Genomic DNA, 24,755 nt, shown 5'->3' on the forward strand with positions numbered 1-24,755 from the left:
GGCGGGGGCGCCATCCCCGCCGCACCGCCCGGTGCCCCGCTCCGGCAGCGCCGCCCGTACCTCCGACAGGAGCCGCAGGGTGAGCGGATGCCGGGCATCGGCCCCCGCGAGCGCCCCTTGCGGGATCCCGTACCGCAGCCGCGCCCGCCGCGCCTCACTCTCGGTCAGCTCACCCAGCCGTACGCACGGCGGCAGCGACCTCCCCTCACCCTCCGGCCCACCCCCGTGCAGCGCCTCCGGCGGGAACTGCGCCCCCGCCTGCTCCCAGTACTCGGCCCGGCACGCCACCACGAGCCGTGCCCCGTTCGCCCGCAGCCAGGCGACCGTGCCGTCGGTCCACTCCGCCAGCCGGTGCGCGAGGGCGGGCGGCATCTCCTCGGGACCGTCGAGCAGCAGCAGCAACGGCCGCCCCTCCTGCGACGCGAGCCGAGCGAGCCGCTCCGGCCGGATGTCCCCCAACGCACCGTCGTACCGCCCGCCCGCCACCGGTTGCCCGGCCACGCAGCCGAACGGATCGACCACGGCACCGAACGGGTCGTCCGGCGCGGTGGAAGTGCCCGTACCGGGGGACGCGGCCACGATCCGCCCCGCCCGCTCCAGGGACCGCCGTGCCGCGTCGGCCACCGATCCGTCGTCGGCGAGGAGGTCGGCACCCCGGAGCCACAACGTGGGGGTGGGCTCGGGTCCCCGGGCACGTCGGGCGGCGAGGGCCGCGAGGGCTGTCGTACGACCGCTGCCGGGCGCCCCGACGAGCCCGAGGACGGTGGCCGGTCCGTCGGTGAAGTCGGCGAACTCCCGCACACTTGCGGCGCGTTCGACGGGTTCCGCGGTGACCGCCGCGCTGGGCCCCGCCGGCGGTCGGGGCCCGTCGGACCCCACCGTGGTGGCCGTCAACTCCAGGACCCCGGCGAGGTTCAGATCCGTCCCGTAGGCCGGGACGGTCGCCGCGTTGCGCGCGAGGAGGTCGGCCAGCGGCGGTACGGCCCGCCATCCGCTCAGGGGCACGGCGAAGCCGGTGGACCGGTGGGGTGCCTCCAGTGCGGTGCCGAGGACTCCCACCACGGTCCCGGTGGTCATGTCGAGGACGGGCCCGCCGGCCGCTCCCCCGCCCGGTCGCAACGCCTCGCTGCCCGCCGTCCCGATCGCCAACTCCAGGGCACCGGGCAGGAGATGGAAGCCGTCCGGCGCGGTGTAGGTGACGTCCGCCGTACCCAGCACACGGGCCTCGCGCCAGCCGGCGGCGGCGATGCGGACATAGGCGCCGACCTCGACCTCGTGGCCCGGCGCGAGGGGCAGCGGATCGACGCGGAGCCCCTCGGCGCGGATCAGCGCGAGATCGAGGGAGGGCAGCGGGGTCACCGCGTCGGAGGTCACCACACAGGTGCGGTCCCCGGTGGTGTGCAGCACGATCCGGGCCAGCCCGTCCACCGCCTCGTGGCTGGTGACGACCGTGCCGTGGTGATCGGCCACGAAGCCCGTGCCGCGCGGCCGTCCCGCAGGATCGGCGACCCGCACCAGGACCTCGTCCCGCGCGGCCCGGCCGTCGCCCGTCGCCCGACGGCCCCGTACCGCCATCCCTGACCTCCCCGTCGTACCTCTGTTCCGACGGTAGGCAAGCGAAGATCAGCAGGACAGACCGCTCCGCGAACGCGCCCCCTTCCGCTCCCTCGGTTCACTCCGAGCGCCTGCACGAAGGGGTGAATAGACGTGGGCGGATGGATACACCTCTGGGTGGGGGAACCGAGGGGGGACCGTGGAGCGGCGGGAACAGCAAGCCCCGTGACCGTCGCTCCACGCTCGCTCCACCGGACCCCACCCCGGTTCCCGGGCCCGCGGCGCACCCGAGGCCCGCGGACCCTCCGGCCCTCAGCCGAAGACGGCCAGGCTCTTGGCCTTGCCCTTCAGGTTCTCCACCAGGGCCAGGAAGCGGCCGTCGGCGTCGAAGACCGCGACGGCGCCGGCACCCGCGTACTCCTCGGGCATCTCCAGGCGCACCCCGTTCAGCAGCAGCCGGGCCCGCTTGGTGTCCACGTCCCAGCGGGGGAACGCGGCGGCGGCCGCCTCGGCGATCGGCATCACGGTCAGCTCCTCCTGGTGCTGGTCGAGAGTCCGGGCCGAGTCCAGCTTGTACGGGCCGACGCGGGTCCGGCGCAGGGCGGTGAGGTGGCCGCCGACACCGAGGTCGGCGCCCAGGTCACGGGCGAGGGCCCTGATGTACGTCCCGGAGGAGCACACCACCGACACCACCAGGTCGAGGACGGGCGTGCCGTCCTCGGCGACCGCGTCACGGATGTCGTACACGGCGAAGGAGGAGACGGTGACGGGCCGGGCGGGGATGTCGAAGTCCTCGCCGTCCCTGGCCCGCTTGTACGAGCGCACCCCGTTGATCTTGATGGCGCTGACCTTGGACGGCACCTGCATGATGTCGCCGGTCAGTTTGGCGACCCCGGTGTCGACGGCGTCGCGGGTGACCTTCGACGCGTCGACCGACGCCGTGATCTCGCCCTCGGCGTCGTCGGTGACGGTGGTCTGCCCGAGCCGGATGGTGCCCAGGTACTCCTTCTCGGTGAGCGCGAGATGGCCGAGGAGCTTGGTGGCCTTCTCGACACCGAGGACGAGCACACCGGTGGCCATGGGGTCCAGGGTGCCCGCGTGCCCGACCCGGCGGGTCCGTGCGATGCCGCGCATCTTGGCGACGACGTCGTGCGAAGTGAAGCCCGACGGCTTGTCGACGATGACAAGTCCGTCGGGCGTGGTGTTCTTCTGGCGCTGCTCGGTCATTCGGCGGCGTCGTCCTCGTCGTCGCCCGGCTTCCTGTACGGGTCGGCGTCACCGGCGTACTTCGCGCCCGAGGCGCTCTCGCGCACCTTGGCGTCCGAGGTCCGCGCCTTGTCGAGGAGGTCCTCGATGGTGCGGGCGGTGTCCGGGAGGGCGTCGGCCACGAAGGTGAGGGTCGGGGTGAACTTCACGCCCGCGGCCCGGCCGACCTCGGAACGGAGGATGCCCTTGGCGCTCTCCAGTCCGGCGGCGGCCGCCGCCCGCTCCTCGTCGTCCCCGTACACCGTGTAGAAGACGGTCGCCTCCCGCAGATCCCCGGTCACCCGGGTGTCCGTGATGGTGACGTGTGAGCCGAGCCGCGGGTCCTTGATCCCGCGCAGCAGCTTCTGGGCCACCACCTCTCGGATGAGGTCCGCCAGCCTCTTGGCGCGCGCGTTGTCGGCCACTGGTCCGTCTCCTAGCTCGTTCTGCGTTACCGCTGTTTCTTGAATTGTCCCTGCGATCCGGCTCCGCGACCGGTCTAGTCGTCGCCGCCGTGCAGCCGCCGTTTGACCGAGAGCAGTTCCACCTCGGGACGACCGGCGACCAGCCGCTCGCACCGGTCCAGTACGTCGGACAGGTGCCCCGTGTCACCGGAGACAACCGCCAGCCCGATGACGGCCCGGCGGTGCAGATCCATATGGTCGACCTCCGCCACGCTCACCGCGAACTTCCGCTGGAGCTCGGCCACGATCGGGCGGACGACGGAGCGCTTCTCCTTCAGCGACCGTACGTCGCCGAGCAGGAGGTCGAAGGACAGAGTCCCCACGTACATGTGTGTAGCCGGTTAACCCGCCGGGCCGGGGTAGATGGCCTGCGCCGTGTCCGGGCAGGAACATCTGAACCGTACCCCGAACCCGCGGTGCGGCTCGACGGGATATCGGGCGCCCAGTGACTCGGGGGATGCGGGTTCTTTTGGCGGGTGCGGGTGGGTGGGGGTTGTTCGCGCAGTTCCCCGCGCCCCTGACACCCCCGGGCCCGGCCCGTGCTTTTCAGGGGCGCGGGGAACTGCGCGACAAGCCACATCCGACCGGCAGTCTCACGACGACCGATCCACCCCCTCTTCTCGTGTGCTCAAAAGGAGGCCCGGGGGCGGCAGCCCCCGGAAAACGGCCACACCGGCCGGCGGTGCCATCGCACCCCCGGCCGGCATGAACCTCGGCTTACGCCCGCGGCTTCTCCCGCATCTCGTACGTCGCGATGACGTCGTCCACCTTGATGTCGTTGAAGTTTCCGAGGTTGATACCACCCTCGAAGCCCTCGCGGATCTCGGTGACGTCGTCCTTGAAGCGACGCAGACCCTCGATGTTGAGGTTCTCCGCGACGACCTTGCCGTCGCGGATGAGGCGGGCCTTGGTGTTCCGCTTGACCTCGCCGGAGCGGATGAGAACACCCGCGATGTTGCCCAGCTTGGACGACTTGAAGACCTCGCGGATCTCCGCCGTACCGAGCTCGACCTCTTCGTACTCCGGCTTGAGCATGCCCTTGAGGGCCGCCTCGATCTCCTCGATCGCCTGGTAGATGACCGAGTAGTAGCGGACGTCCACGCCCTCGCGCTCGGCCATCTGCTGCGCACGCCCGGCGGCGCGCACGTTGAAGCCGATCACGATGGCGTCGGAGCCCATCGCCAGGTCGATGTCGGACTCCGTGACCGCACCGACGCCGCGGTGCAGGACGCGGATGTCGACCTCTTCGCCGACGTCCAGCTGGAGCAGGGAGGACTCCAGGGCCTCGACGGAACCAGAAGCGTCACCCTTGATGATGAGGTTGAGCTGCTGGACCTCGCCGGCCTTGAGCACCTTGTCCAGGTCCTCGAGCGAGACGCGGCGCGTGCGCTTGGCGAACGCGGCGTTGCGCTCACGGGCGGCGCGCTTCTCGGCGATCTGACGGGCCGTACGGTCCTCGTCCACGACGATGAAGTTGTCGCCCGCACCCGGGACGTTGGTGAGACCCAGGACCTGCACCGGCGTCGACGGGCCCGCCTCGAGCACGTTGTTGCCGTTGTCGTCGTGCATGGCACGGACGCGGCCGTACGCGTCGCCGACCACCATCGTGTCGCCGACCCGCAGCGTGCCTCGCTGGACGAGGACCGTCGCCACGGCACCGCGGCCGCGGTCGAGGCGGGACTCGATGGAGATGCCCTGCGCGTCCTGCTTCGGGTTGGCCCGCAGGTCGAGCGAGGCGTCGGCGGTCAGGATGACCGCTTCCAGCAGCGAGTCGATGTGCAGACCCTGCTTGGCGGAGATGTCGACGAACATCGTGTCGCCGCCGTACTCCTCGGCCACCAGGCCGTACTCGGTCAGCTGACCGCGCACCTTGGTCGGGTCCGCGCCCTCGACGTCGATCTTGTTGACCGCGACGACGATCGGGACGTCGGCCGCCTTGGCGTGGTTGAGCGCCTCGACCGTCTGCGGCATGACGCCGTCGTTGGCCGCGACGACCAGGATCGCGATGTCCGTCGACCGGGCACCACGGGCACGCATGGCGGTGAACGCCTCGTGACCCGGGGTGTCGATGAAGGTGATCTTGCGCTCTTCGTCGTTGACCTCGGTCGCCACCTGGTAGGCACCGATGTGCTGGGTGATGCCGCCGGCCTCGCCCGCGATGACGTTCGTCTTGCGGATGGCGTCGAGCAGTCGGGTCTTACCGTGGTCGACGTGACCCATGACGGTGACGACCGGCGGGCGGACGACCAGGTCGTCCTCGTCGCCCTCGTCCTCGCCGAACTCCAGGTCGAAGGACTCGAGCAGCTCGCGGTCCTCCTCCTCCGGGCTGACGATCTGAACCGTGTAGTTCATCTCGTCGGCGAGGAGCTGGAGCGTCTCGTCGGAGACGGACTGGGTCGCGGTGACCATCTCGCCGAGGTTCATCATGACCGCGACGAGCGACGCCGGGTTGGCGTTGATCTTCTCCGCGAAGTCGGTGAGGGACGCACCGCGCGACAGGCGAATGGACTCGCCGTTGCCGCGAGGCAGCATCACGCCGCCGACCGACGGGGCCTGCATGGCCTCGTACTCCTGGCGCCTCTGCCGCTTCGACTTGCGGCCACGACGCGCCGGACCGCCGGGACGACCGAAGGCGCCCTGCGTGCCACCACGGGCACCCGGACCACCGGGACGGCCACCGAAGCCGGGACGACCGCCACCGCCCGCACCCGGACCACCGGGACGGCCGGCGAAGCCGCCGCCACCACCGGGAGCACCGGGACGACCGGCGAAACCGCCACCGCCGCCACCGGGACGGCCGGCGAAGCCGCCGCCACCCGGACGACCGCCGCCACCACCGGGACGACCGCCGCCACCGGGGCCACGACCACCGGGACCGCCACCACCGGGACGCGGGCCGGCAGCGGGACGCTGCGGCATCATGCCGGGGTTCGGACGCGGGCCGCCGGGGCCGCCACCGGGACGGGGACCGCCCTGCGGACGAGGCATGCCACCGGGCGTCGGACGGGGACCGCCCGGAGCCTGGGGACGCGGACCGCCACCGGCCGCACCCTGCGGACGGGGGGCCTGGCCGGGAGCCTGCGGACGCGGGCCGGGGGCACCGGGGCCACCGGGACGCGGCGCACCGCCGGGACGGGGCGCCTGCGGGCGGCCCATGCCGGTGGAGCCACCGGAGGTGAAGGGGTTGTTACCGGGACGCGGACCGGCCGGACGGGCGCCGCCGGGCTTGGGCGCACCGGCACCGCCGGGACGCTGACCGCCGGGGCGGGGCGCCTGGCGCTCGCCGCGCTCCTGGCCGGGGCCGGACGGACGCTGCTGGCCACCGGGGCGCGGGGCACCGGGGCCGGGACGGGCGCCCGGACGCGGGGACGGGGCGGCCGGGGCCGACGGGGGCGCCTGGAACTCGGGCACGCTCGGAGCCGGGGAGGCCGGAGCGGGCTTCGGCGTCGGCGGCTTCGGGCCGGGCACGGGGCGCGGACCCGGGGCCGGCGCCGCGGGCCTCTCCGCGGCGGGCGGCTTCGGAGCCGCCGGACCCGGACGCGGGGCAGCCGGACGGGCGGCCTGCGTCGGAGAGGGGGCCGCCGGACGGGCCGGGGCGGCCTTGCGCGGGGCGGGCTTGCCGCCACCGCTGCCCTGCTGGAGGGCGTCAGTCAGCTTGCGTACTACAGGCGCCTCGATCGTCGAGGACGCCGAACGGACGAATTCACCGAGCTCTTGGAGCTTGGCCATGACGACCTTGCTCTCAACCCCGAACTCCTTGGCGAGTTCGTATACCCGGACCTTAGCCACTTCGCTCCTTTTAGGTCCGGGTTGACGCCGGACCGTCGCTACTTCATGGGCGTACTCATCGCGTGCTCATCGAGTGCTCATCGCAATCTCGACCTACTTCCAACTCGCGGGGTACCAGGGCCGCACGGAGGTTCCATGCGACGCGTCTTACTGTGTTGCCTGCTCGACGGTGAGGCGCAACGCCGCGCTGTCGAGCGGTCCCGGGGCACGAAGCGCCCGCGGAAACGCCCGGCGGCGAACCGCCAGGTCGAGACAGACCAGGGCGGGGTGGATGTACGCACCCCGGCCGGGCAGCGTACCGCGATGATCGGGGACGCATTCGCCCTCGATCGCCACGACGCGCAGCAGCTCGGTCTTGGCCGCTCGTTGCCTGCACCCCACACAGGTGCGTTCAGGGCATGCGCGGGCACACGTCCGGCCAGACACCGCTAAGTCTACCTCCCCGCACCGACCTCACCCCTTTGGGGCAAGAATCGAACAGTTGCCGCGCATATAACTGACGTGATCTGAGCGACCTGCGGCTTGGATCTATTCCCGATCATGCGCCGGCCGGTCGTCCTCCGCTATTCGGACGGCTGCTCGGTGTCCGGGCGGATGTCGATGCGCCAGCCGGTGAGACGGGCGGCGAGGCGGGCGTTCTGGCCCTCCTTGCCGATCGCCAGCGACAGCTGGTAGTCGGGCACCGTGACCCGCGCGGAGCGGGCCGCGAGGTCCACCACGTCGACCTTGGAGACCCGGGCCGGGGAGAGCGCGTTGGCGACCATCTCGGCCGGGTCGTCGGACCAGTCGACGATGTCGATCTTCTCGCCGTTCAGCTCGCCCATGACATTGCGCACACGACCGCCCATGGGGCCGATGCAGGCACCCTTGGCGTTCAGGCCCGAACGGGTGGACCTGACGGCGATCTTCGTCCGGTGACCGGCCTCCCGTGCGATGGCGGCGATCTCGACGGACCCGTCGGCGATCTCCGGCACCTCCAGGGCGAAGAGCTTCTTCACCAGATTGGGGTGCGTGCGCGAAAGGGTGACGGACGGACCGCGCACACCCTTCGCCACCCGAACGACGTACGACCTCAGCCGCATTCCGTGCGGGTACGTCTCCCCGGGGACCTGCTCCTGCACGGGCAGGATGGCCTCCAGCTTGCCGATGTCGACGAGCACGTTCTTCGGGTCGCGGCCCTGCTGGACCACACCGGTGACGATGTCGCCCTCGCGGCCGGCGTACTCGCCGAGCGTCGCGTCGTCCTCCGCGTCCCGCAGACGCTGAAGGATCACCTGCTTGGCGGTGGTGGCGGCGATACGCCCGAAGTCCGACGGGGTGTCGTCGAACGCGCGTGCCTCCTGCCCCTCCTCCAGGTCCTCGGGGTCCTCCTTCGCCCACACGGTCACATGGCCGGTCTCCCGGTTGAGCTCCACGCGCGCGTGGCGGCGGCTTCCCTCGGTGCGGTGGTAGGCGATGAGGAGGGCCGCCTCGATCGCCTCGACGAGCAGGTCGAAGGAGATCTCCTTCTCCCGCACCAGGCCCCTGAGGGCACTCATGTCGATGTCCACGGCTACGCCTCCTCCTCTTCCTTCATGTCGTTCTTGTCCTTGCGGTTGAACTCGACCTGGACGCGGGCCTTGTCGATCTCGTCGAAGGCGAGCCTGCGGGTGGTGGCCTTGCGGCCCTTCACTCCGGGCACCTCGAGGTCGAGGCCGTCGTCGTCCACGGTCAGGATTCTGGCGATCAGTTCCCCGCCCTCGCGGAGTTGGAACTTCACCAGTCGGTCCACGGCCCGCCGATAGTGGCGGTGTTCGGTGAGGGCGCGCTCGGCGCCCGGCGTGCCGACTTCCAGGGTGTACTCCGCCTGGCCCATCGCGTCCGTCTCGTCCAGCTTGGCCGAGAGCGCGCGGCTGACGTCGGCGACCGTGTCCAGATCGGCGCCCTCGTCGGAGTCGACGGTCACACGCAGCACCCGCTTGCGGCCGACCGCGTCCACGGCGATCTCTTCGAGGTCCAGACCCTGGGAGCGTACGAGGGGTTCCAGCAGCTCTCGCAGCCTCTCGCTCTGGGTGGTGCTCATCCGGGTGACTCCTCGGCCGCGTGTGCTGTTGTGGGTAGGGCGCGTGTCAGGTCAAAGGGTAGCCGCTCCGCTGGGGTGTTGCCGTCCGCCCGCACACTCGAGGGACGCGGTCCGTTGGCGCGAGCGGGTTGTCCGCGGCCGGTCGCGCGGTTCCCCGCGCCCCGCGTGGGGCGCGGCCGGGTAACGTGATCACACCGCTCTTTTGTTCGTACGACCCCCCTAGGACGTCTGCTGTGTCGTTCAGCCTGCCGTCGCGTGCCCCGTCGGGGCCGCGCAGAAGGACTTTGCTCGCCGGGGCCGCGGGTCTGGGCCTCCTCGTGGGGTGCTCGTCCGGGGGCGAGGGGTCGGATGCCGCCGGGGGGAGTCCTTCGGCGACCGAGAAGGCGCGCGCCGGGGCGGCGCGGGACAGTGAGGCACTCGTCGAGCGGTACGACGCCGTGCTCGCCGCCCATCCCGATCTGGCCGGACTGCTGACGCCGCTGCGGGCGGAGGCCGTACGCCACGCGGAGGCGTTCGGGGGCGGGAAGCGCGCGACGAAGCCCTCCGCGTCCCCCTCGCAGTCGCAGTCGCCGTCGCCGTCCGCGTCCGCGTCGGTCTCGCCCTCCGGCGGGCCCGACCCCGTACCGGCCGAGCCGAAGGCGGCGCTCGCCGAGCTGGCCGCGGCCGAGCGGAAGCTCGCCGACCGGCGGGGCAAGGCGTTGGAGGAGGTGCCGGGCGAGCTGGCCCGGCTGTTGGCGTCGGTGGCCGCGGCGGGGGCCGGGCACGCGTACATGTTGACGGAGGGCGCGAAGTGAGCGGCGCGGAGCTGAAGGCGATGCAGGCGGCGCTCGGGGCCGAGCACGCCGCCGTGTACGGGTACGGGATCGTCGGCGGGAAGATCGGTGACGCGCGGCAGAGCGAGGCGCGGGAGGCGTACGACGCCCATCGGGCCCGGCGGGACCTGTTGACGCGGGCGGTGCGGGACCTCGACGGGCGGCCCGAGGCCTCGGCGGCCGCGTACGCGCTGCCCTTCCCGGTGACGGACGCGGATTCCGCCGTACGGCTGGCCGTGCGGCTGGAGGAGGGGGTGGCCGGGGTGTACTCCGACCTGGTGCGGGCGGCGACCGGGGAGCGGCGCGCCTCGGCGGCCGAGGCGCTGCGGGAAGCGGCGGTGCGGGCGGTCAGGTGGCGCGGGGCAAGCGTAGCCTTCCCTGGTCTCGCCGAGCGGGCGGCCGGTGCCACCGCCTCGGCGGCACCGCGCACCTGATCACGGCCTGGAAGGGAACGACTCGCACATGACGCGCAGGGCTTTCGAGGCTTTCGAACCGCCGCAGCGGCTTGTGCGGGCGCTCGCCGAGACCCGGCAGAGCGGGGGCGACGGCGCCGAGGAGTGGCTGTCGCGACTGCCTGACCTCCTTCAACGGGCCCTGGATCTACGCGAGTTGACCGTCGAGCGGGTGCAGGCACCCGGCGGCCGCAGCAGTCTGGTGCTGCTCGTACGGCAGATCGACGGCACCCCGGCCGTGCTGAAGCTGGCGCCCGAGCGGGCGCGGCCGGAGAGCGAGCGGTCGGCGCTCGCCCACTGGGACGGGCGGGGCGCGGTGGAGTTGCTGAACCCCGGGGACAGTCAGGGTGTGCTGCTCCTGGAGCGGCTGCGCCCGGACCTGTCGGTGCGGTCGCTGCCCGAGGCGAAGGCGCTGCTGGAGGCGGCGGCCACGCTGCGGCGGCTGTGGGTCGAGCCGCCCGAGGCGCATGTGTTCGAGACCGTGGGTGAGCGGACGGGCCGTCAGGCCGAGGCGATGCGTGCGGGCGCCGAGGCCGACGGTGAGGTCCGGGGCCTGGTCGAGGCGGCTCTGGCCGCGCGGGAGGAGTTGCTGACCGCCGCTCCCGAGGAGCGGTTGCTGCACGGGACCTTCCGGCAGAGCAAGGTGCTGGCCGGGGACCGGTTGCCGTGGCTGGCGGTGGGGCCCGATCCGGTGGTCGGGGAGTGCGCGTTCGATCTGGCGCGGCTGGTGCGGGACCGGGTGGAGGACCTGATCGCCTCCCCGTCGGGGGCGGCGACGACACGGCGACGGGTGAGGAAGCTGGCCGACTCGCTGGACGTGGACCAGGAGCGGCTGCGGGGGTGGACGCTGTTCCGGGCCGTGGAGTCGGGGGTTCGGGCCCGGCGCGTGGGGCGCCCGCGCGACGCCGAGCTGCTGCTGGAGTTCGCCGGCTGGCTCTGAGGTCACCCCTCGGAAGCGGTTGGGGTTCGTCGACGGACGCGGGTGCGTGGGGGCTGGTCGCGCGGTTCCCCGCGCCCCTGAGAAGCGGGGCTGCGCCCCGCGCTCCTCATCGGCCCGCAGGGGCGTTCCGGGTGCGGGGGAACCGCGCGAACAGCCCCCCACGCACCCGCTCGACGCCGGTGCCGGGTCAGGCCGCCGTCAGCCGGGCGATCGCCTCGTCGACGGTCAGTTCCTCGCGCTCGCCGGTGCGGCGGTCCTTCAGCTCCAGGACGCCCTCGGCCGAGCGGCGGCCCGCGACCAGGATCTGCGGCACACCGATCAGCTCGGAGTCGGTGAACTTCACGCCCGGCGAGACCCCGGCGCGGTCGTCGACGAGGACGCGCAGGCCGGCGGCCCGCAGCTTCTCCGAGACCTCCAGGGCGAGTTCGGTCTGGAGGGCCTTGCCGGCGGCGACCACGTGCACGTCGGCCGGGGCGACCTCGGCGGGCCAGCACAGGCCCTTGTCGTCGGCGGTCTGCTCGGCGAGGGCCGCCACCGCGCGGGAGACGCCGATGCCGTACGAGCCCATGGTGACGCGGACGGGCTTGCCGTTCTGGCCGAGCACGTCGAGCTTGAGGGCGTCGGCGTACTTGCGGCCGAGCTGGAAGATGTGGCCGATCTCGATGGCGCGGTCCAGCCGCAGGCCGGTGCCGCACTTCGGGCACGGGTCGCCCTCCTGGACGACCACGACGTCCACGTACGCGCCGACCTCGAAGTCACGGCCCGCGACGACGTTCTTGGCGTGCGTGCCGCCCTTGTTGGCGCCGGTGATCCAGGAGGTGCCGGGGGCCACCCGCGGGTCGGCGACGTAGGTGACCTTCTCGCCGAGGCCCTGCGGGCCGACGTAGCCGCGGACCAGCTCGGGGTGGGCGACGAAGTCGTCCTCGGTGACCATCTCGACGACCGCCGGGGCGAAGTGCGCCTCGACCTTGCCCATGTCGACCTCGCGGTCACCGGGTACACCGATGGCGACGATCTCCCCGTCGACCTTCACGAGGAGGTTCTTCAGGGTGGCGGAGGCCGGGACGCCGAGGTGGGCGGCGAGGGTCTCGATGGTGGGGGTGTCGGGGGTGGGGATCTCTTCGAGGGCGGGCACGCCGTCCCCGTCCACCGGCTTCAACTCGTAGGTGATCGCCTCGGTGTTGGCGGCGAAGTCGCAGTGGGGGCAGTCCGCGAAGGTGTCCTCGCCGGCGCCGGCCGGGGCGAGGAACTCCTCCGACTTGGAGCCGCCCATCGCGCCCGCGGTGGCGGCGCAGATGCGGTAGTCGAGGCCCAGGCGCTCGAACACCTTCTGGTACGCCTGGCGGTGCAGGGCGTACGACTGGGCGAGGCCCTCGTCCTCCAGGTCGAAGGAGTACGAGTCCTTCATCAGGAACTCACGGCCGCGCAGGATGCCGGCGCGGGGGCGGGCCTCGTCGCGGAACTTCGTCTGGATCTGGTAGAGGATCACCGGCAGGTCCTTGTAGGACGACGCCTGGTCCTTCACGATCAGCGTGAAGATCTCTTCGTGGGTGGGGCCGAGGAGGTAGTCGCCGCCCTTGCGGTCCTGGAGGCGGAACAGCTCCGGGCCGTACTCGTCCCAGCGGCCGGTCGCCTCGTAGGGCTCCTTCGGCAGCAGGGCGGGGAGCAGCACCTCCTGGGCGCCGATCGCGTCCATCTCCTCGCGGACGATGCGCTCCACGTTGGCGAGGACCCGCTTGCCGAGGGGCAGCCAGGTCCACACGCCGGCGGCGGTGCGGCGGACGTAGCCGGCGCGGACCAGCAGCTTGTGGCTGAGTACCTCGGCGTCCGCCGGGTCGTCGCGCAGCGTCTTCGCCATCAACTGGGACATGCGCTGGACCGGTGCGTTCGCCATGGTTCTCGTACTCCTGCTGCGGGTCGGTTGATGGCAGGAGGTTAGCCGGGGGGCGGGGGACCGTGGAAATCCGGCGGTGGCGTACGGGGCCGGGAGGGCGGCTACCTGCGGCGCAGGGGAAGGGGGGCGCCCATGACGGCGTAGGGCCTCGGGGCGCTGGGGAAGAGGACCTGGCGGGCGAGGTCCTCGTAGCCGAGGGAGTGGTACAGGCCCCGGGCGGGGCTGTCGATGTCGATCGCGGAGAGGATCGAGCGGGGCTCGTTCGCGCTGTCGGTGATGGTGGTGATCAGGGAGCGGCCGACGCCTCGGTTCTGGTAGGCGGGGTGGACGTGCAGCTCGGTGATCACGAAGGAGCCGTCCAGCCAGTCCTCGTGGCCCCGGGCGCGGAGGTAGGGCTCCACGACGGTGGACCACCAGTGGGTGCGGTCGTTGGGCATGCCGTAGACGAACCCGACGAGACGGCCGCCGGCCGTGGCGCCGAGTGCCCTCGCTCCGGGGTAGGTCATGTGGCGCAGGACGATCTGGCGGCGTACGGCCACCTCGTCGGCGCCGAGACCGAAGGCCACGGCTTGGACGGCCAGGGCCTCGTCTACGTGGGCGGGGAGGTCCAGGGGGCCGATGACGAGGCTCATGTTGCGGATGCTACAGGGGGGTTCGGGTGGTGCGCGGGGGGCCGGTCGGATGTGGCCGACCCGGCGGTTCCCCGTGTCCGGGACGGGGTGTGTCGGCCTTCGTCAGAACAGGACGCTCATGAACTCGCCGACCTCCTGGAAGCCCACCCTGCGGTAGGTGCGCCGCGCGGCCGTGTTGAAGTCGTTGACGTAGAGGCTGACCAGAGGGGCCACGTCGGCGAGGGCGTAGCGCAGGACCGCCGCCATGCCGGGCCCTGCCAGGCCCCGGCCGCGGTACTCGGGGGCCACCCAGACGCCCTGGATCTGGCAGGCCTGGGGGGTGGCGGCGCCGATCTCGGCCTTGAAGACCACACGGCCGTCGGCGTCGAGGCGGGCGAAGGAGCGTCCGGAGCCGACGAGTTCGGCGACACGGGCCTGGTAGAGGAGGCCGCCGTCCCCGGCCATCGGGGAGACACCGACCTCCTCGGTGAACATCGCCACGCACGCCGGCATGATCGTTTCCATCTCGTCCTTGCGGATCCGGCGGACGTACGGGTCGGGGGCGACCTCGGCGGGGTCGGGAAGCCGGTCGGTGACCATCAGCGGCTGGTGCGCGCGCACCTCGCGGGCAGGGCCCCAACTGGGCTCCAGCAGGCGCCAGAGCTGGGCGGTGGGTTCGGCGGGGCCGACGAGCGAGGAGCAGCGGCGGCCGGCCCGGCGGGCCCGGTCGGCGAAGGCGCGAACGGCGCGCGGGGTGGCGCAGATGGGGACGAGGTTGGCGCCGGCGTAACAGAGGGAGGTGAGGGCGCCGTCCTCGTACCAGCCCCACATCTCGCCGCCGAGCCGCCAGGGGTCCAGGCCGGCGATCTGGACGCGGGACGTCACGAAGGCGTTCGCGACGGGCTCGCGGTCGAGGACGGCGAGTGCGGCGTCCAGGTCACTCGGTTCGAGGACCCGGGTGGTGGTCTGGGTCAACACGTGCGGGGGCCTCACCCTTGGTCTGCGCTGATGTCCGCACGATACCCTGCGGGGCTGTGGCCGGGCGCCCCTGTGGCTGTGCCACGGGCCGGACGCCCAGGGGCCTCGGGGTATCAGTGCTCTGGCGGGTGCGAGTGCTTCCTGGCTGGTCGCGCGGTTCCCCGGGCCCCTCACGGGCGCGTGTGGCGGCCCGTGCCGCCGCCGGGCGCCCAACGGCTCGGGAGTGCCTGTGCTCTGGCGGGTGCGGGTCCGTCGTGGCTTGTCGCGCAGTTCCCCGCGCCCCTCAAGAGGCCTGCCTGAGACGAACCCTGCGGCCCTTGGGAGGTGACTGGGGCGCCCCGAATCCCCGTGGGGCGCCCTCGGTGTTCTCAGCCCGCTACCGCCACCGTCGGTTCGCCCGAGGTGATGCCGGCCTTCTCCATCTCCTCGGCGATCTTCATGGCCTCTTCGATGAGGGTCTCGACGATCTTGGACTCGGGGACGGTCTTGATGACCTCGCCCTTGACGAAGATCTGGCCCTTGCCGTTGCCGGAGGCGACGCCGAGGTCCGCCTCGCGGGCCTCGCCGGGGCCGTTGACGACGCAGCCCATGACGGCGACACGGAGGGGGACCTCCATGCCGGTGAGGCCGGCGGTGACCTCTTCGGCGAGCTTGTAGACGTCGACCTGGGCGCGGCCGCAGGAGGGGCAGGAGACGATCTCCAGGCCGCGCTGCTTGAGGTTGAGGGACTCCAGGATCTGGTTGCCGACCTTGACCTCCTCCACCGGGGGCGCGGAGAGGGAGACCCGGATCGTGTCGCCGATGCCCTCGGAGAGGAGCGCGCCGAAGGCCACGGCGGACTTGATCGTGCCCTGGAAGGCGGGGCCCGCCTCGGTGACGCCGAGGTGGAGGGGGTAGTCGCACTGGGCGGCGAGCTGACGGTAGGCGTTGACCATGACGACCGGGTCGTTGTGCTTGACCGAGATCTTGATGTCCCGGAAGCCGTGCTCCTCGAAGAGGGAGGCTTCCCACAGGGCCGACTCGACCAGGGCCTCGGGGGTGGCCTTGCCGTACTTCTGCAGGAGACGGCGGTCGAGGGAACCGGCGTTGACACCGATGCGGATCGGGGTGCCGTGGTCGTTGGCCGCCTGGGCGATCTCCCTGACCTTGTCGTCGAACTGCTTGATGTTGCCGGGGTTGACCCGTACGGCGGCGCAGCCGGCCTCGATCGCGGCGAACACGTACTTCGGCTGGAAGTGGATGTCGGCGATGACCGGGATCTGCGACTTCTTCGCGATGACGGGCAGGGCGTCGGCGTCGTCCTGCGTCGGGCAGGCGACCCGGACGATCTGGCAGCCGGAGGCCGTCAGCTCGGCGATCTGCTGGAGCGTGGCGCCGATGTCGGACGTACGCGTGGTGGTCATGGACTGGACCGACACCGGTGCGTCCCCGCCGACCGCCACGGACCCCACCTGGATCTGCCGGCTCTTGCGGCGCTCGGCGAGCTTGGTCGGAACGGACGGCATGCCGAGAGAAATCGCAGTCATCTGCTGTGCAACCCCAAGTTGTGGATCAGGATCGGGTCCCGGAACAGGCGGGCTCCAGGCTTCGAGATTACGGCACGGCCCTGGGCCCCAGCACATCACGGGCCGTAAACCCACCCGTAAGGGAAGGCCGGGGCGGGACAGCGAAGCGGCCGGGCACCCCAGGGTGCCCGGCCGCCGTGAACGCGGGGTGTCTACGAGATGCGCACCGGGTTCACGAGGTCCGCGATGAGGACCAGCAGCGTGAAGCAGATGAAGACGCCGGCCACGACGTACGCGACGGGCATCAGCTTCGCCACGTCGAAGGGGCCGGGGTCGGGCCGGCGGAGCACCTTGGCGGTGTTCCGGCGCACCGACTCCCACAGGGCGCCCGCGATGTGCCCGCCGTCGAGCGGGAGGAGCGGGAGCATGTTGAACAGGAAGAGGGAGAGGTTGAAGCCGGCCAGCAGGATGAGGAAGCTGGCGAGCTGCTGGGTGGCGGGGATGTCCATGGTGAAGATCTCACCGCCGACGCGGGCGGCCCCGACCACGCCCATGGGCGAGTCCGCCGCGCGCTCGCCGTCGCCGAAGGTGGCGTCCCACAGGGCGGGGATCTTGGCGGGCAGCGAGATCAGGGACTGGACGCCGTTCTCCATCATGTCGCCCATGCGGTCCACGGACTGGCCGAAGGAGAGCGGGACGATGTCGACGGCGGGGGTGAAGCCGAGCCAGCCGGCGGAGACGAACTTGTCCTCGACGTAGCCGCCCTGGCCGTCGGTCTGGGCGACATCGTTCTTGATGAGGGTGGGGGTGATGTCGACCTGCTTTCCGTCACGCTCGACGGTGAGGACGATCTTCTTGCCGGGGTTGTCGCGGATGTCGGCCTGGAGGGCCGACCAGTCGGTGACGGGGGCTCCGTCGAACGCGACGATCTTGTCGCCGGGCTGGAGGCCGGCGGCCTTGGCCGGGGCCTCCTTGTCGCCGTCCTTGCACTTGGTGCGGTTCTCGCTGGCGGAGATGACGCAGTCGGAGACCTTGCTGACCGTGGTCGTCTGGGTCTTGGCGCCGAAGGACATCATCACGCCGACGAAGATCACGACGGCGAGGATCAGGTTCATGAAGGGCCCGGCGAACATCACGATGACGCGCTTCCACGGCTTGCGCGTGTAGAAGAGGCGCTGCTCGTCGCCGGGCTGGAGCTCCTCGAAGGACGCCTCGCGGGCGTCCTCGATCATCCCGCGCCACGGAGAGGTGGAGCGGCTCTCGATGCGGCCGTCGTCGCCGGGCGGGATCATGCCGATCATGCGGATGTAGCCGCCGAGCGGGATCGCCTTGACGCCGTACTCCGTCTCACCCTTCCTGCGGGACCAGATGGTCGGGCCGAAGCCCACCATGAACTGGGGCACGCGGATGCCGAACATCTTGGCCGTCGAGAAGTGGCCCAGCTCGTGCCAGGCGATCGAGAAGGCCAGGCCGATCACGAAGACCACTATGCCGAGGATGAACATCAGGGTCGTCATGCACGGGCCTCCGCGGTCGTCCGCTCGGTGGGTTTGCCTGGGGAACCGGTCAGTTCACGGGCGCGGGCGCGCGCCCAGGTCTCCGCTTCGAGGACGTCCGCCACGGTCAGGGAAGTTCCCGTGGCGGGGGTGCCGTGCTCCTCGACGACCCGGGTCACCGTCTCCATGATCGCGTCGAACCGGAGACCGCCGTGCAGGAACGCGTCCACGCACTCCTCGTTGGCCGCATTGAACACCGCCGGGGCCGTGCCCGCGAGCCGGCCCACGTGCCGGGCGAGGCCGACCGAGGGGAACGCGTCGTCGTCGAGGGGGAAGAACTCCCAGGTGGACGCCTTGGTCCAGTCGAAGGCGGGCGCGGCGTCGGGGACGCGCTGCGGCCAGCCCAGGCCGATGGCGATGGGGCCGCGCATGTCCGGGGGCGTGGCCTGCGCCATTGTCGATCCGTCCGTGAACTCAACCATCGAGTGGACATACGACTGGGGGTGGACGACGACCTCAATGCGATCGAAGGGAATGTCGTAGAGGAGGTGCGCCTCGATGACTTCCAGGCCCTTGTTGACGAGGGTCGCGGAGTTGACCGTGATGACCGGGCCCATGGCCCAGGTGGGGTGGGCGAGGGCGTCGGCGGGGGTGACGTCCGCCAGTTCCGCCTTGGTGCGGCCGCGGAACGGGCCGCCGGAGGCGGTGACGACCAGCTTGCGCACCTCGGCGCGGGTGCCGCAGGCGAGGGCCTGGAAGAGGGCGGCGTGCTCGGAGTCGACCGGGATGATCTGGCCGGGCTTGGCCACGGCCTTCACCAGCGGGCCGCCCACGATGAGCGACTCCTTGTTGGCGAGCGCGAGGGTGCGGCCCGCCTCCAGGGCGGCGAGGGTGGGCGCGAGGCCGATGGAGCCGGTGATGCCGTTGAGCACCGTGTGACAGTCGGAGGCGGCGAGCTCGGCGGCGGCGCCGGGGCCCGCGAGGATCTCGGGGAGCGGCTCGCCGGTGCCGTACGCGGCGGTCAGAACCTCGCGCAGCGCGGGGACGGTGTCCTCGCGGGCGACGGCGACGGTCCGCACCCGCAGTCGGTGCGCCTGCTCGGCCAGCAGCTCCACCCTCCCTCCGGCGGCGGAGAGCCCGGTGACCCGGAAGCGGTCCGGGTTGCGCAGGACGAGGTCGATGGCCTGGGTGCCGATCGAGCCGGTCGATCCGAGGATCACCACGTCCCGGACCCCGTCGACGGGGTCGAAGACGAGATGGGGATCGGCGAGAGGGGCGGGACTGTCACTCATCCCCCCATTGTTGCCGCATCCGGTGTCCGGCAGGACCGCGCGGCCCCCTGTTGACCCACTTCGGGTGGTGTGCCGTCGACGATGCGGTTTCTCCGTTTGTGAAGCAGGTGTGAAGGCAGGGTGATATGACTACTTCCCAGCTGATCCGAAAGTCGTATCAGCCGATCGCTGTGCCGCTGAAGGACGACGGCGATCGTGTACGAGGACCCTGGGGGGAATCCATGCGCAAGCGCATTCGCGCCGCCCTGCCCGCGCTCGCCGGAGCCGTGGCACTCACCGGCACGGTGCTGGGCAGCCCGGCGGAGGCGGCGGGGGGCGTCACCATCCACCGCGTGTACTTCGACAGTCCCGGCAAGGACACCCGGACCAACACGAGCCTCAACGGCGAATGGGTGCAGATCAGAAACACCGGCGCGGCGGCCGTCTCGCTGAAGGGCTGGGTGCTGAAGGACCCCGACAACCACAAGTACACGTTCCCGGACGTCAAGATCGGGGCGGGCAAGTACCTCAAGGTCCGCACCGGCTCGGGCACCGACACCAGCGCGACCAAGTACCAGAACCGCAGGGCCTACGTCTGGAACAACACCAGCGACACGGCGACTCTGCTGCGGGCGGGCGGGACCAAGGTCGACTCGTGCTCGTGGACCACGCGCGACGCGAGCGACAAGTACTGCTGAGCGGCGGCGGTACGCACCGCTGACCGGCTACGACCGCCGGGCGCCCTCCACCACGCCCTCCGCCGTGTCGACGGTCGGGGCCGTGAAGTGGAGGGCGTCCTCGTCGCGGGAGGGGGCGAGGCCGGCGGAGGCGGAGTCGAGGTGGAAGACGTAGCCGACGGACTCCTCCTTGATCGCGTCGGTCATGGCGACGAACATGTCGAAGCCCTCGCGCTCGTACTCGACGATGGGTTCGCGGCCCAGGGTCCAGCGCAGCCCGATGCCGTCGCGGAGATAGTCCATCTCGTAGAGGTGCTCGCGCCAGGTGCGGTCCAGGACGGACAGCACCACCCGGCGTTCCAGCTCGCGCAGCGTGCCCTCGCCCAGCTCCGCCTCACGCTCGGCGTAGTGGGCGCGGATGTCGTCCGTGAGGGCCGCCACCAGGTCCCCGGCGGTGAGGTTCGCGCGGCCGCCGTGCTCCCGCTCCAGGTCCTCGATCGTCACCCCGACCGGGTAGAGCTGCCCGAGCGCCCGCCACAGGGCGTCCAGGTCCCACTCCTCCGGGTACCCCTCGGCGGTCTCGGCGGCGACGTACGCCTCGACGGTGTCGTCCATGAAGCGCAGCAGCTGGCCGCGCAGGTCCTCGCCCTCCAGGACGCGGCGGCGCTGGGCGTAGATCAGCCGGCGCTGGCGGTTGAGGACCTCGTCGAACTTCAGGACGTCCTTGCGGGACTCGAAGTGCTGGCGCTCCAGCTGGGCCTGGGCGGAGGCCACGGCACGGGTGACGATCCTGTTCTCGATGGGGACGTCCTCGGGCACGTTCGTCGCGGCCATGACGCGCTCGACGAGCTGGGCCTGGAACAGCCGCATCAGATCGTCCTGGAGGGAGAGGTAGAAGCGGGACTCCCCCGGGTCGCCCTGGCGGCCGGAACGGCCCCGCAGCTGGTGGTCGACGCGGCGGGCGTCGTGGCGTTCGGTGCCGAGGACGTAGAGGCCGCCGAGTGCGGTGACCTCGGTGTGCTCGGCCGCCACCTGGGCGGTGATCCGGTCGAGGACCGCCCGGCGCTCCTCGTCGTCCGCGTCGTCGGGCAGCGCGGCCCGGGCCAGGGCCTCCGGATTGCCGCCGAGCATGATGTCGGTGCCCCGGCCCGCCATGTTGGTGGCGACCGTCACCGCTCCCCTGCGCCCGGCCTGGGCGACGATCATGGCTTCGAGGCGGTGGTTCTTGGCGTTGAGGACCTGGTGCGGGACGCGGCGGGCGCGCAGTCGGGCGGAGAGCGCCTCGGAGACCTCGACCGTGGTGGTGCCGACCAGTACCGGCTGGCCCCTGGCGTGCCGCTCCGCGATGTCGTCGACGACCGCCGCGAACTTGGCGTCGGTGGTCCGGTAGATCAGGTCCGGCCGGTCCTCGCGGATCATGGGCCGGTTGGTGGGGACGGGGACGACCCCCAGCTCGTAGATCTGGTGGAACTCGGCGGCCTCCGTCATCGCCGTGCCGGTCATGCCGGAGAGCTTGTCGTAGAGACGGAAGAAGTTCTGCAGGGTGATGGTGGCGAGGGTCTGGTTCTCGGCGTTGACCGACACCCCCTCCTTGGCCTCGATCGCCTGGTGGAGGCCCTCGTTGTAGCGGCGGCCGGGGAGCAGGCGGCCGGTGTGCTCGTCGACGATCAGGACCTCGCCGTCGATGACGACGTACTCCTGGTCCCTCCGGAACAGTTCCTTGGCCTTGAGGGCGTTGTTGAGGTGCCCGATCAGGGGGGTGTGGTCGGACTCGTAGAGGCTGTCGATGCCCAACTGGTCCTGGACGTACTCGACGCCGGGGTCGAGGATCGCGACGGTGTGCTTGCGCGGGTCGTACTCGTAGTGGTGGCTCGCGCGCAGTCGCTCCAGCCGGTCCTTGTCGGCGGGGCGGGTGAAGCGCTCCTCCTGGATCTCGACGCCCCTCATCGGGCCCACGAGGGTCGCGAAGGCCTCGTACCAGTGTGTGGCCGGGTCGGCCGGGCCCGAGATGATCAACGGGGTGCGGGCCTCGTCGATGAGGATGGAGTCGGCCTCGTCGACGATCGCGAAGTGATGGCCGCGCTGCACGAGTTCGGCTCGCGACCAGGCCATGTTGTCGCGGAGATAGTCGAAGCCGAACTCCGTGTTCGTGCCGTAGGTGACATCGCAGGCGTACGCCGCCCGGCGTTCGTCCGGGGTCGATTCGGAGCGGACGACGCCGACGGTCAGCCCGAGGAACTCATACGCCTTTCCCATCCATTCGGCGTCCCGGCGGGCGAGGTAGTCGTTGACGGTGACGACATGGACGCCTTTTCCGGTGAGGGCGTTCAGATAGACGGGAAGAGTGGCCACCAGGGTCTTTCCCTCGCCCGTCTGCATTTCGGCGACATTGCCGAGATGCAGGGCCGCGCCGCCCATGACCTGGACGTCGAAGGGGCGCATGCCGAGGGTGCGGCGGGCGGCCTCCCGCATGGTGGCGAAGGTCTCCGGCAGCAGGTCGTCGAGGGTCTCGCCGTCCGCCAGCCGCTGCCGGTACTCGTCGGTGAGGGCGCGCAGGCCGGTGTCGTCCAGGGCCGCGACATCCTCCTCGACCGAGGCGACCTCGTCGGCGATCCGGTGCAGCCGGCGCAGTATCCGGCCCTCGCCCGCACGCATGATCTTGTGGGTGAGGGAATTCATGCCGAGTTCGGACATCGCAGCATCACCTCGGCGCTGTCGCCCCGTCCGCCGTCCCTTCGATTGTCGGCTCGTGGGGTGAGCGCGGCAAGCAGCGGGACGGCGGAGCGGGGCGACGGTGCGTTCCGCACGCGGCGGTCGGTGACGGAGGCGCGTCAGCGGATGGGGCGGTGGACGTTCTCCTTCTCACTGGCGCCCGGTGTGGCGTCCGCGATCCACGGGCCCTCACCGGAGGGGTCGATCACCCCCTGCTCCAGCCACTCGTACGCACCGCCGAGCACGCCCTTGACCACCTTGCGGTCCACGTCGTCGGTGTTGCTCCACAGCCGGCCGAAGAGTTCCTCGACGCGGAGGCGGGACTGCCGGCAGAAGACGTCGGCGAGCTGGTACGCCTCGCGGCCGTGGCCCTCCGTGGTGCGCAGCAGCTCGGCGCGGACGCAGGCCGCGCTCATCGCGAACAGCTCGGCACCGATGTCCACGATCCGGCCCAGGAAGGCCTGCTTGGTCTCCATCCGGCCCTGCCAGCGGGACATGGCGTAGAAGGTGGAACGGGCCAGCTTGCGGGCGGAGCGCTCGACGTAGCGCAGGTGGGCCGAGAGATCGGGGTGGCCCGCCGGATGGAACTCCGGGTAGGCGCGCGGGAGTTGGCCGGTGCCCGTGACCAGCTTGGGCAACCACTTGGCGTAGAAGACGCCCGCGTTGGCGCCGGCCCTGGCCTTGTCGGAGAGGGACTTCTCGGGGTCGATGAGGTCTCCGGCCACGGACAGGTGGGCGTCGACCGCCTCGCGGGCGATCAGCAGGTGCATGATCTCCGTGGAGCCCTCGAAGATGCGGTTGATCCGCAGGTCGCGGAGCATCTGCTCGGCGGGCACGGCCCGTTCGCCGCGCGCCCGCAGGGACTCCGCGGTCTCGAAGCCCCGGCCGCCGCGGATCTGGACCAGCTCGTCGGCGATGCGCCAGCCCATCTCCGAGGCGAAGAGCTTGGCGAGGGCGCCCTCGATCCGGATGTCGTTGCGGTCCTCGTCGGCCATCTGCGAGGAGAGGTCGAGCACCGCCTCCAGGGCGAAGGTGGTGGCCGCGATGAAGCTGATCTTGGCGCCGACGGCCTCGTGGTGGGCGATCGGCTTGCCCCACTGCTCACGGGCCTCCGACCATTCGCGGGCGATCTTCAGACACCACTTGCCGGCGGCCACACAGGAAGCGGGCAGCGAGAGCCGACCGGTGTTGAGGGTGGTCAGCGCGATCTTCAGCCCCGCGCCCTCCGGGCCGATGCGGTTCGCCGCAGGGACGCGGACCTGGTGGAAGCGGGTGACGCCGTTCTCGATGCCGCGCAGGCCCATGAAGGCATTGCGGTTCTCGACGGTGACCCCGGGCGTGTCCGTCTCCACGACGAAGGCGGTGATGCCGCCCTTGTGGCCGTCGGACTTCGGCACCCGCGCCATGACGACCAGGAGGTCGGCGACCACGCCGTTCGTCGTCCACAGCTTCACGCCGTCGAGCACGTAGTCGTCCCCGTCGGGCACCGCGGTCGTCGCCAGCCGGGCCGGGTCCGAGCCGACGTCGGGCTCGGTGAGGAGGAAGGCGCTGATGTCGGTGCGGGCGCAGCGCGGCAGGAACTTCTGCTTCTGCTCGGGGGTGCCGAACATCTTCAGCGGCTGCGGTACGCCGATCGACTGATGCGCGGAGAGCAGCACACCGATCGCCGGGCTGGCCGAGCCGACCAGGGCCAGCGCCTTGTTGTAGTACACCTGGGTGAGGCCGAGGCCGCCGTACTTGGGGTCGATCTTCATGCCGAGGGCGCCGAGTTCCTTGAGGCCGTTGATCACCTCGTCGGGGATCCGGGCCTCGCGCTCGATGAGGGCGCCGTCGACCTTCGTCTCGCAGAACGCGCGGAGCTTGGTCAGGAACTGCTCACCGCGCCGGACGGCCTCGTCGGTGGGCAGGGGGTGGGGGTGGATGAGGTCGAGGCGGAACCGGCCCAGGAACAGTTCCTTGGCGAAGCTGGGCTTGCGCCAGTCCCGCTCGCGGGCTGCCTCCGCCACCTGGCGGGCCTCGCGTTCGGTGACGACGGGTTTCTTGAGGGGTGGTGCGGACATGAGGGTCACCTCGCCGCGAATCGGGATCTTGTACCGGATGAGTACCTGATTGGTTACCGATGGGTGCTACTCGATCGTTGGTACCCGATCCGGACGCCCCCCGCCACCCCTCGCGTCCGCGTTCGGCCGCCGGCGGCCGAGTACCGCCCGACCCCCGAACCGGCCACTCCTCGCCATCCACGGCCGAAAGCCGTCCCCCGGCCCTAAGCTGAGGCACACTGCGCCACTCGAAG

General features: G+C 71.5%; 19 protein-coding genes and 1 pseudogene. 4 read left to right on the plus strand and 16 right to left on the minus strand.

The window, feature by feature from the left end:
- From SMA5143A_RS21205 to rimP, 8 genes are all read right to left on the minus strand, one after another.
- Nucleotides 1-1,575, minus strand: a 1,575-nt coding sequence (locus tag SMA5143A_RS21205) for a trypsin-like peptidase domain-containing protein (protein WP_181361955.1), incomplete at its 3' end; no start/stop codon positions are given.
- 291 nt (nucleotides 1,576-1,866) lie between these two features.
- Nucleotides 1,867-2,781: a tRNA pseudouridine(55) synthase TruB gene (gene truB / locus SMA5143A_RS21210; RefSeq protein WP_107464481.1), complete on the minus strand. Its 915-nt coding sequence runs from the start codon at nucleotides 2,779-2,781 to the stop codon at nucleotides 1,867-1,869.
- Nucleotides 2,778-3,224, minus strand: a complete 447-nt coding sequence (rbfA, locus tag SMA5143A_RS21215) for a 30S ribosome-binding factor RbfA (protein WP_107464482.1) — start codon at nucleotides 3,222-3,224, stop codon at nucleotides 2,778-2,780. The genes truB and rbfA overlap by 4 nt, the downstream gene beginning before the upstream one ends.
- Nucleotides 3,225-3,298: 74 nt before the next feature.
- Nucleotides 3,299-3,592 carry a DUF503 domain-containing protein gene (locus tag SMA5143A_RS21220; RefSeq protein WP_107464483.1) on the minus strand — a complete coding sequence of 98 codons (294 nt, stop codon included), beginning with the start codon at nucleotides 3,590-3,592 and terminating at the stop codon, nucleotides 3,299-3,301.
- 388 nt (nucleotides 3,593-3,980) lie between these two features.
- Nucleotides 3,981-7,052 carry a translation initiation factor IF-2 gene (gene infB, locus SMA5143A_RS21225; RefSeq protein ID WP_107464484.1) on the minus strand — a complete coding sequence of 1,024 codons (3,072 nt, stop codon included), beginning with the start codon at nucleotides 7,050-7,052 and terminating at the stop codon, nucleotides 3,981-3,983.
- A gap of 147 nt (nucleotides 7,053-7,199) precedes the next feature.
- A complete protein-coding gene (locus SMA5143A_RS21230; RefSeq protein ID WP_107464485.1) occupies nucleotides 7,200-7,478 on the minus strand; it encodes a YlxR family protein in 279 nt (92 codons plus the stop codon).
- A gap of 137 nt (nucleotides 7,479-7,615) precedes the next feature.
- Complete coding sequence (nusA, locus tag SMA5143A_RS21235) at nucleotides 7,616-8,602, minus strand: transcription termination factor NusA (RefSeq protein WP_055717682.1); 987 nt, start codon at nucleotides 8,600-8,602, stop codon at nucleotides 7,616-7,618.
- A 2-nt stretch (nucleotides 8,603-8,604) separates the two neighbouring features.
- Complete coding sequence (gene rimP, locus SMA5143A_RS21240; protein WP_107464486.1) at nucleotides 8,605-9,114, minus strand: ribosome maturation factor RimP; 510 nt, start codon at nucleotides 9,112-9,114, stop codon at nucleotides 8,605-8,607.
- Nucleotides 9,115-9,347: 233 nt separating this feature from the next.
- Between rimP and SMA5143A_RS21245 the strand changes: the two genes are divergently transcribed.
- From SMA5143A_RS21245 to SMA5143A_RS21255, 3 genes are read left to right on the plus strand one after another with little or no spacing between them, the layout of a single operon-like run.
- Nucleotides 9,348-9,908, plus strand: a complete 561-nt coding sequence (locus SMA5143A_RS21245) for a hypothetical protein (protein WP_181361956.1) — start codon at nucleotides 9,348-9,350, stop codon at nucleotides 9,906-9,908.
- Nucleotides 9,905-10,360 (plus strand): ferritin-like domain-containing protein, encoded by a 456-nt coding sequence (locus tag SMA5143A_RS21250; RefSeq protein ID WP_258193657.1) that lies wholly within the window; start codon nucleotides 9,905-9,907, stop codon nucleotides 10,358-10,360. The genes SMA5143A_RS21245 and SMA5143A_RS21250 overlap by 4 nt, the downstream gene beginning before the upstream one ends.
- Nucleotides 10,361-10,388: 28 nt before the next feature.
- Nucleotides 10,389-11,318, plus strand: coding sequence for an aminoglycoside phosphotransferase family protein (locus SMA5143A_RS21255; RefSeq protein ID WP_107464488.1), 930 nt, complete (start codon nucleotides 10,389-10,391; stop codon nucleotides 11,316-11,318).
- A 187-nt stretch (nucleotides 11,319-11,505) separates the two neighbouring features.
- Here SMA5143A_RS21255 and SMA5143A_RS21260 read toward each other — a convergent pair whose 3' ends face one another.
- From SMA5143A_RS21260 to dxr, 6 genes are all read right to left on the minus strand, one after another.
- Entirely contained in the window at nucleotides 11,506-13,212 is a 1,707-nt protein-coding gene (locus SMA5143A_RS21260) for a proline--tRNA ligase (protein ID WP_107464489.1), read from the minus strand.
- Between the two features lie 101 nt (nucleotides 13,213-13,313).
- The gene (locus SMA5143A_RS21265; RefSeq protein ID WP_107464490.1) at nucleotides 13,314-13,844 is read right to left on the minus strand and encodes a GNAT family N-acetyltransferase; all 531 of its coding nucleotides are present in this window, start codon (nucleotides 13,842-13,844) and stop codon (nucleotides 13,314-13,316) included.
- Between the two features lie 102 nt (nucleotides 13,845-13,946).
- Nucleotides 13,947-14,801 carry a GNAT family N-acetyltransferase gene (locus SMA5143A_RS21270; RefSeq protein WP_107464491.1) on the minus strand — a complete coding sequence of 285 codons (855 nt, stop codon included), beginning with the start codon at nucleotides 14,799-14,801 and terminating at the stop codon, nucleotides 13,947-13,949.
- A 368-nt stretch (nucleotides 14,802-15,169) separates the two neighbouring features.
- On the minus strand, nucleotides 15,170-16,327 hold the full coding sequence (ispG, locus tag SMA5143A_RS21275) for a flavodoxin-dependent (E)-4-hydroxy-3-methylbut-2-enyl-diphosphate synthase (protein WP_107464492.1): 1,158 nt from the start codon (nucleotides 16,325-16,327) through the stop codon (nucleotides 15,170-15,172).
- Between the two features lie 191 nt (nucleotides 16,328-16,518).
- Complete coding sequence (locus SMA5143A_RS21280) at nucleotides 16,519-17,823, minus strand: M50 family metallopeptidase (protein ID WP_107464493.1); 1,305 nt, start codon at nucleotides 17,821-17,823, stop codon at nucleotides 16,519-16,521.
- A complete protein-coding gene (dxr, locus tag SMA5143A_RS21285) occupies nucleotides 17,820-19,094 on the minus strand; it encodes a 1-deoxy-D-xylulose-5-phosphate reductoisomerase (RefSeq protein WP_107464494.1) in 1,275 nt (424 codons plus the stop codon). The genes SMA5143A_RS21280 and dxr overlap by 4 nt, the downstream gene beginning before the upstream one ends.
- A 221-nt stretch (nucleotides 19,095-19,315) precedes the next feature.
- Between dxr and SMA5143A_RS21290 the strand changes: the two genes are divergently transcribed.
- On the plus strand, nucleotides 19,316-19,771 hold the full coding sequence (locus SMA5143A_RS21290) for a lamin tail domain-containing protein (RefSeq protein WP_107464495.1): 456 nt from the start codon (nucleotides 19,316-19,318) through the stop codon (nucleotides 19,769-19,771).
- A gap of 42 nt (nucleotides 19,772-19,813) precedes the next feature.
- Here SMA5143A_RS21290 and secA read toward each other — a convergent pair.
- Nucleotides 19,814-22,444, minus strand: a pseudogene (gene secA, locus SMA5143A_RS21295) (preprotein translocase subunit SecA); the annotation flags it as partial.
- Nucleotides 22,445-22,581: 137 nt separating this feature from the next.
- Nucleotides 22,582-24,522, minus strand: coding sequence for an acyl-CoA dehydrogenase family protein (locus tag SMA5143A_RS21300; protein WP_107464497.1), 1,941 nt, complete (start codon nucleotides 24,520-24,522; stop codon nucleotides 22,582-22,584).
- Nucleotides 24,523-24,755: the final 233 nt, after the last annotated feature.

The sequence above is a fragment of the Streptomyces sp. MA5143a genome (assembly GCF_900290235.1).
Classification (GTDB): domain Bacteria; phylum Actinomycetota; class Actinomycetes; order Streptomycetales; family Streptomycetaceae; genus Streptomyces.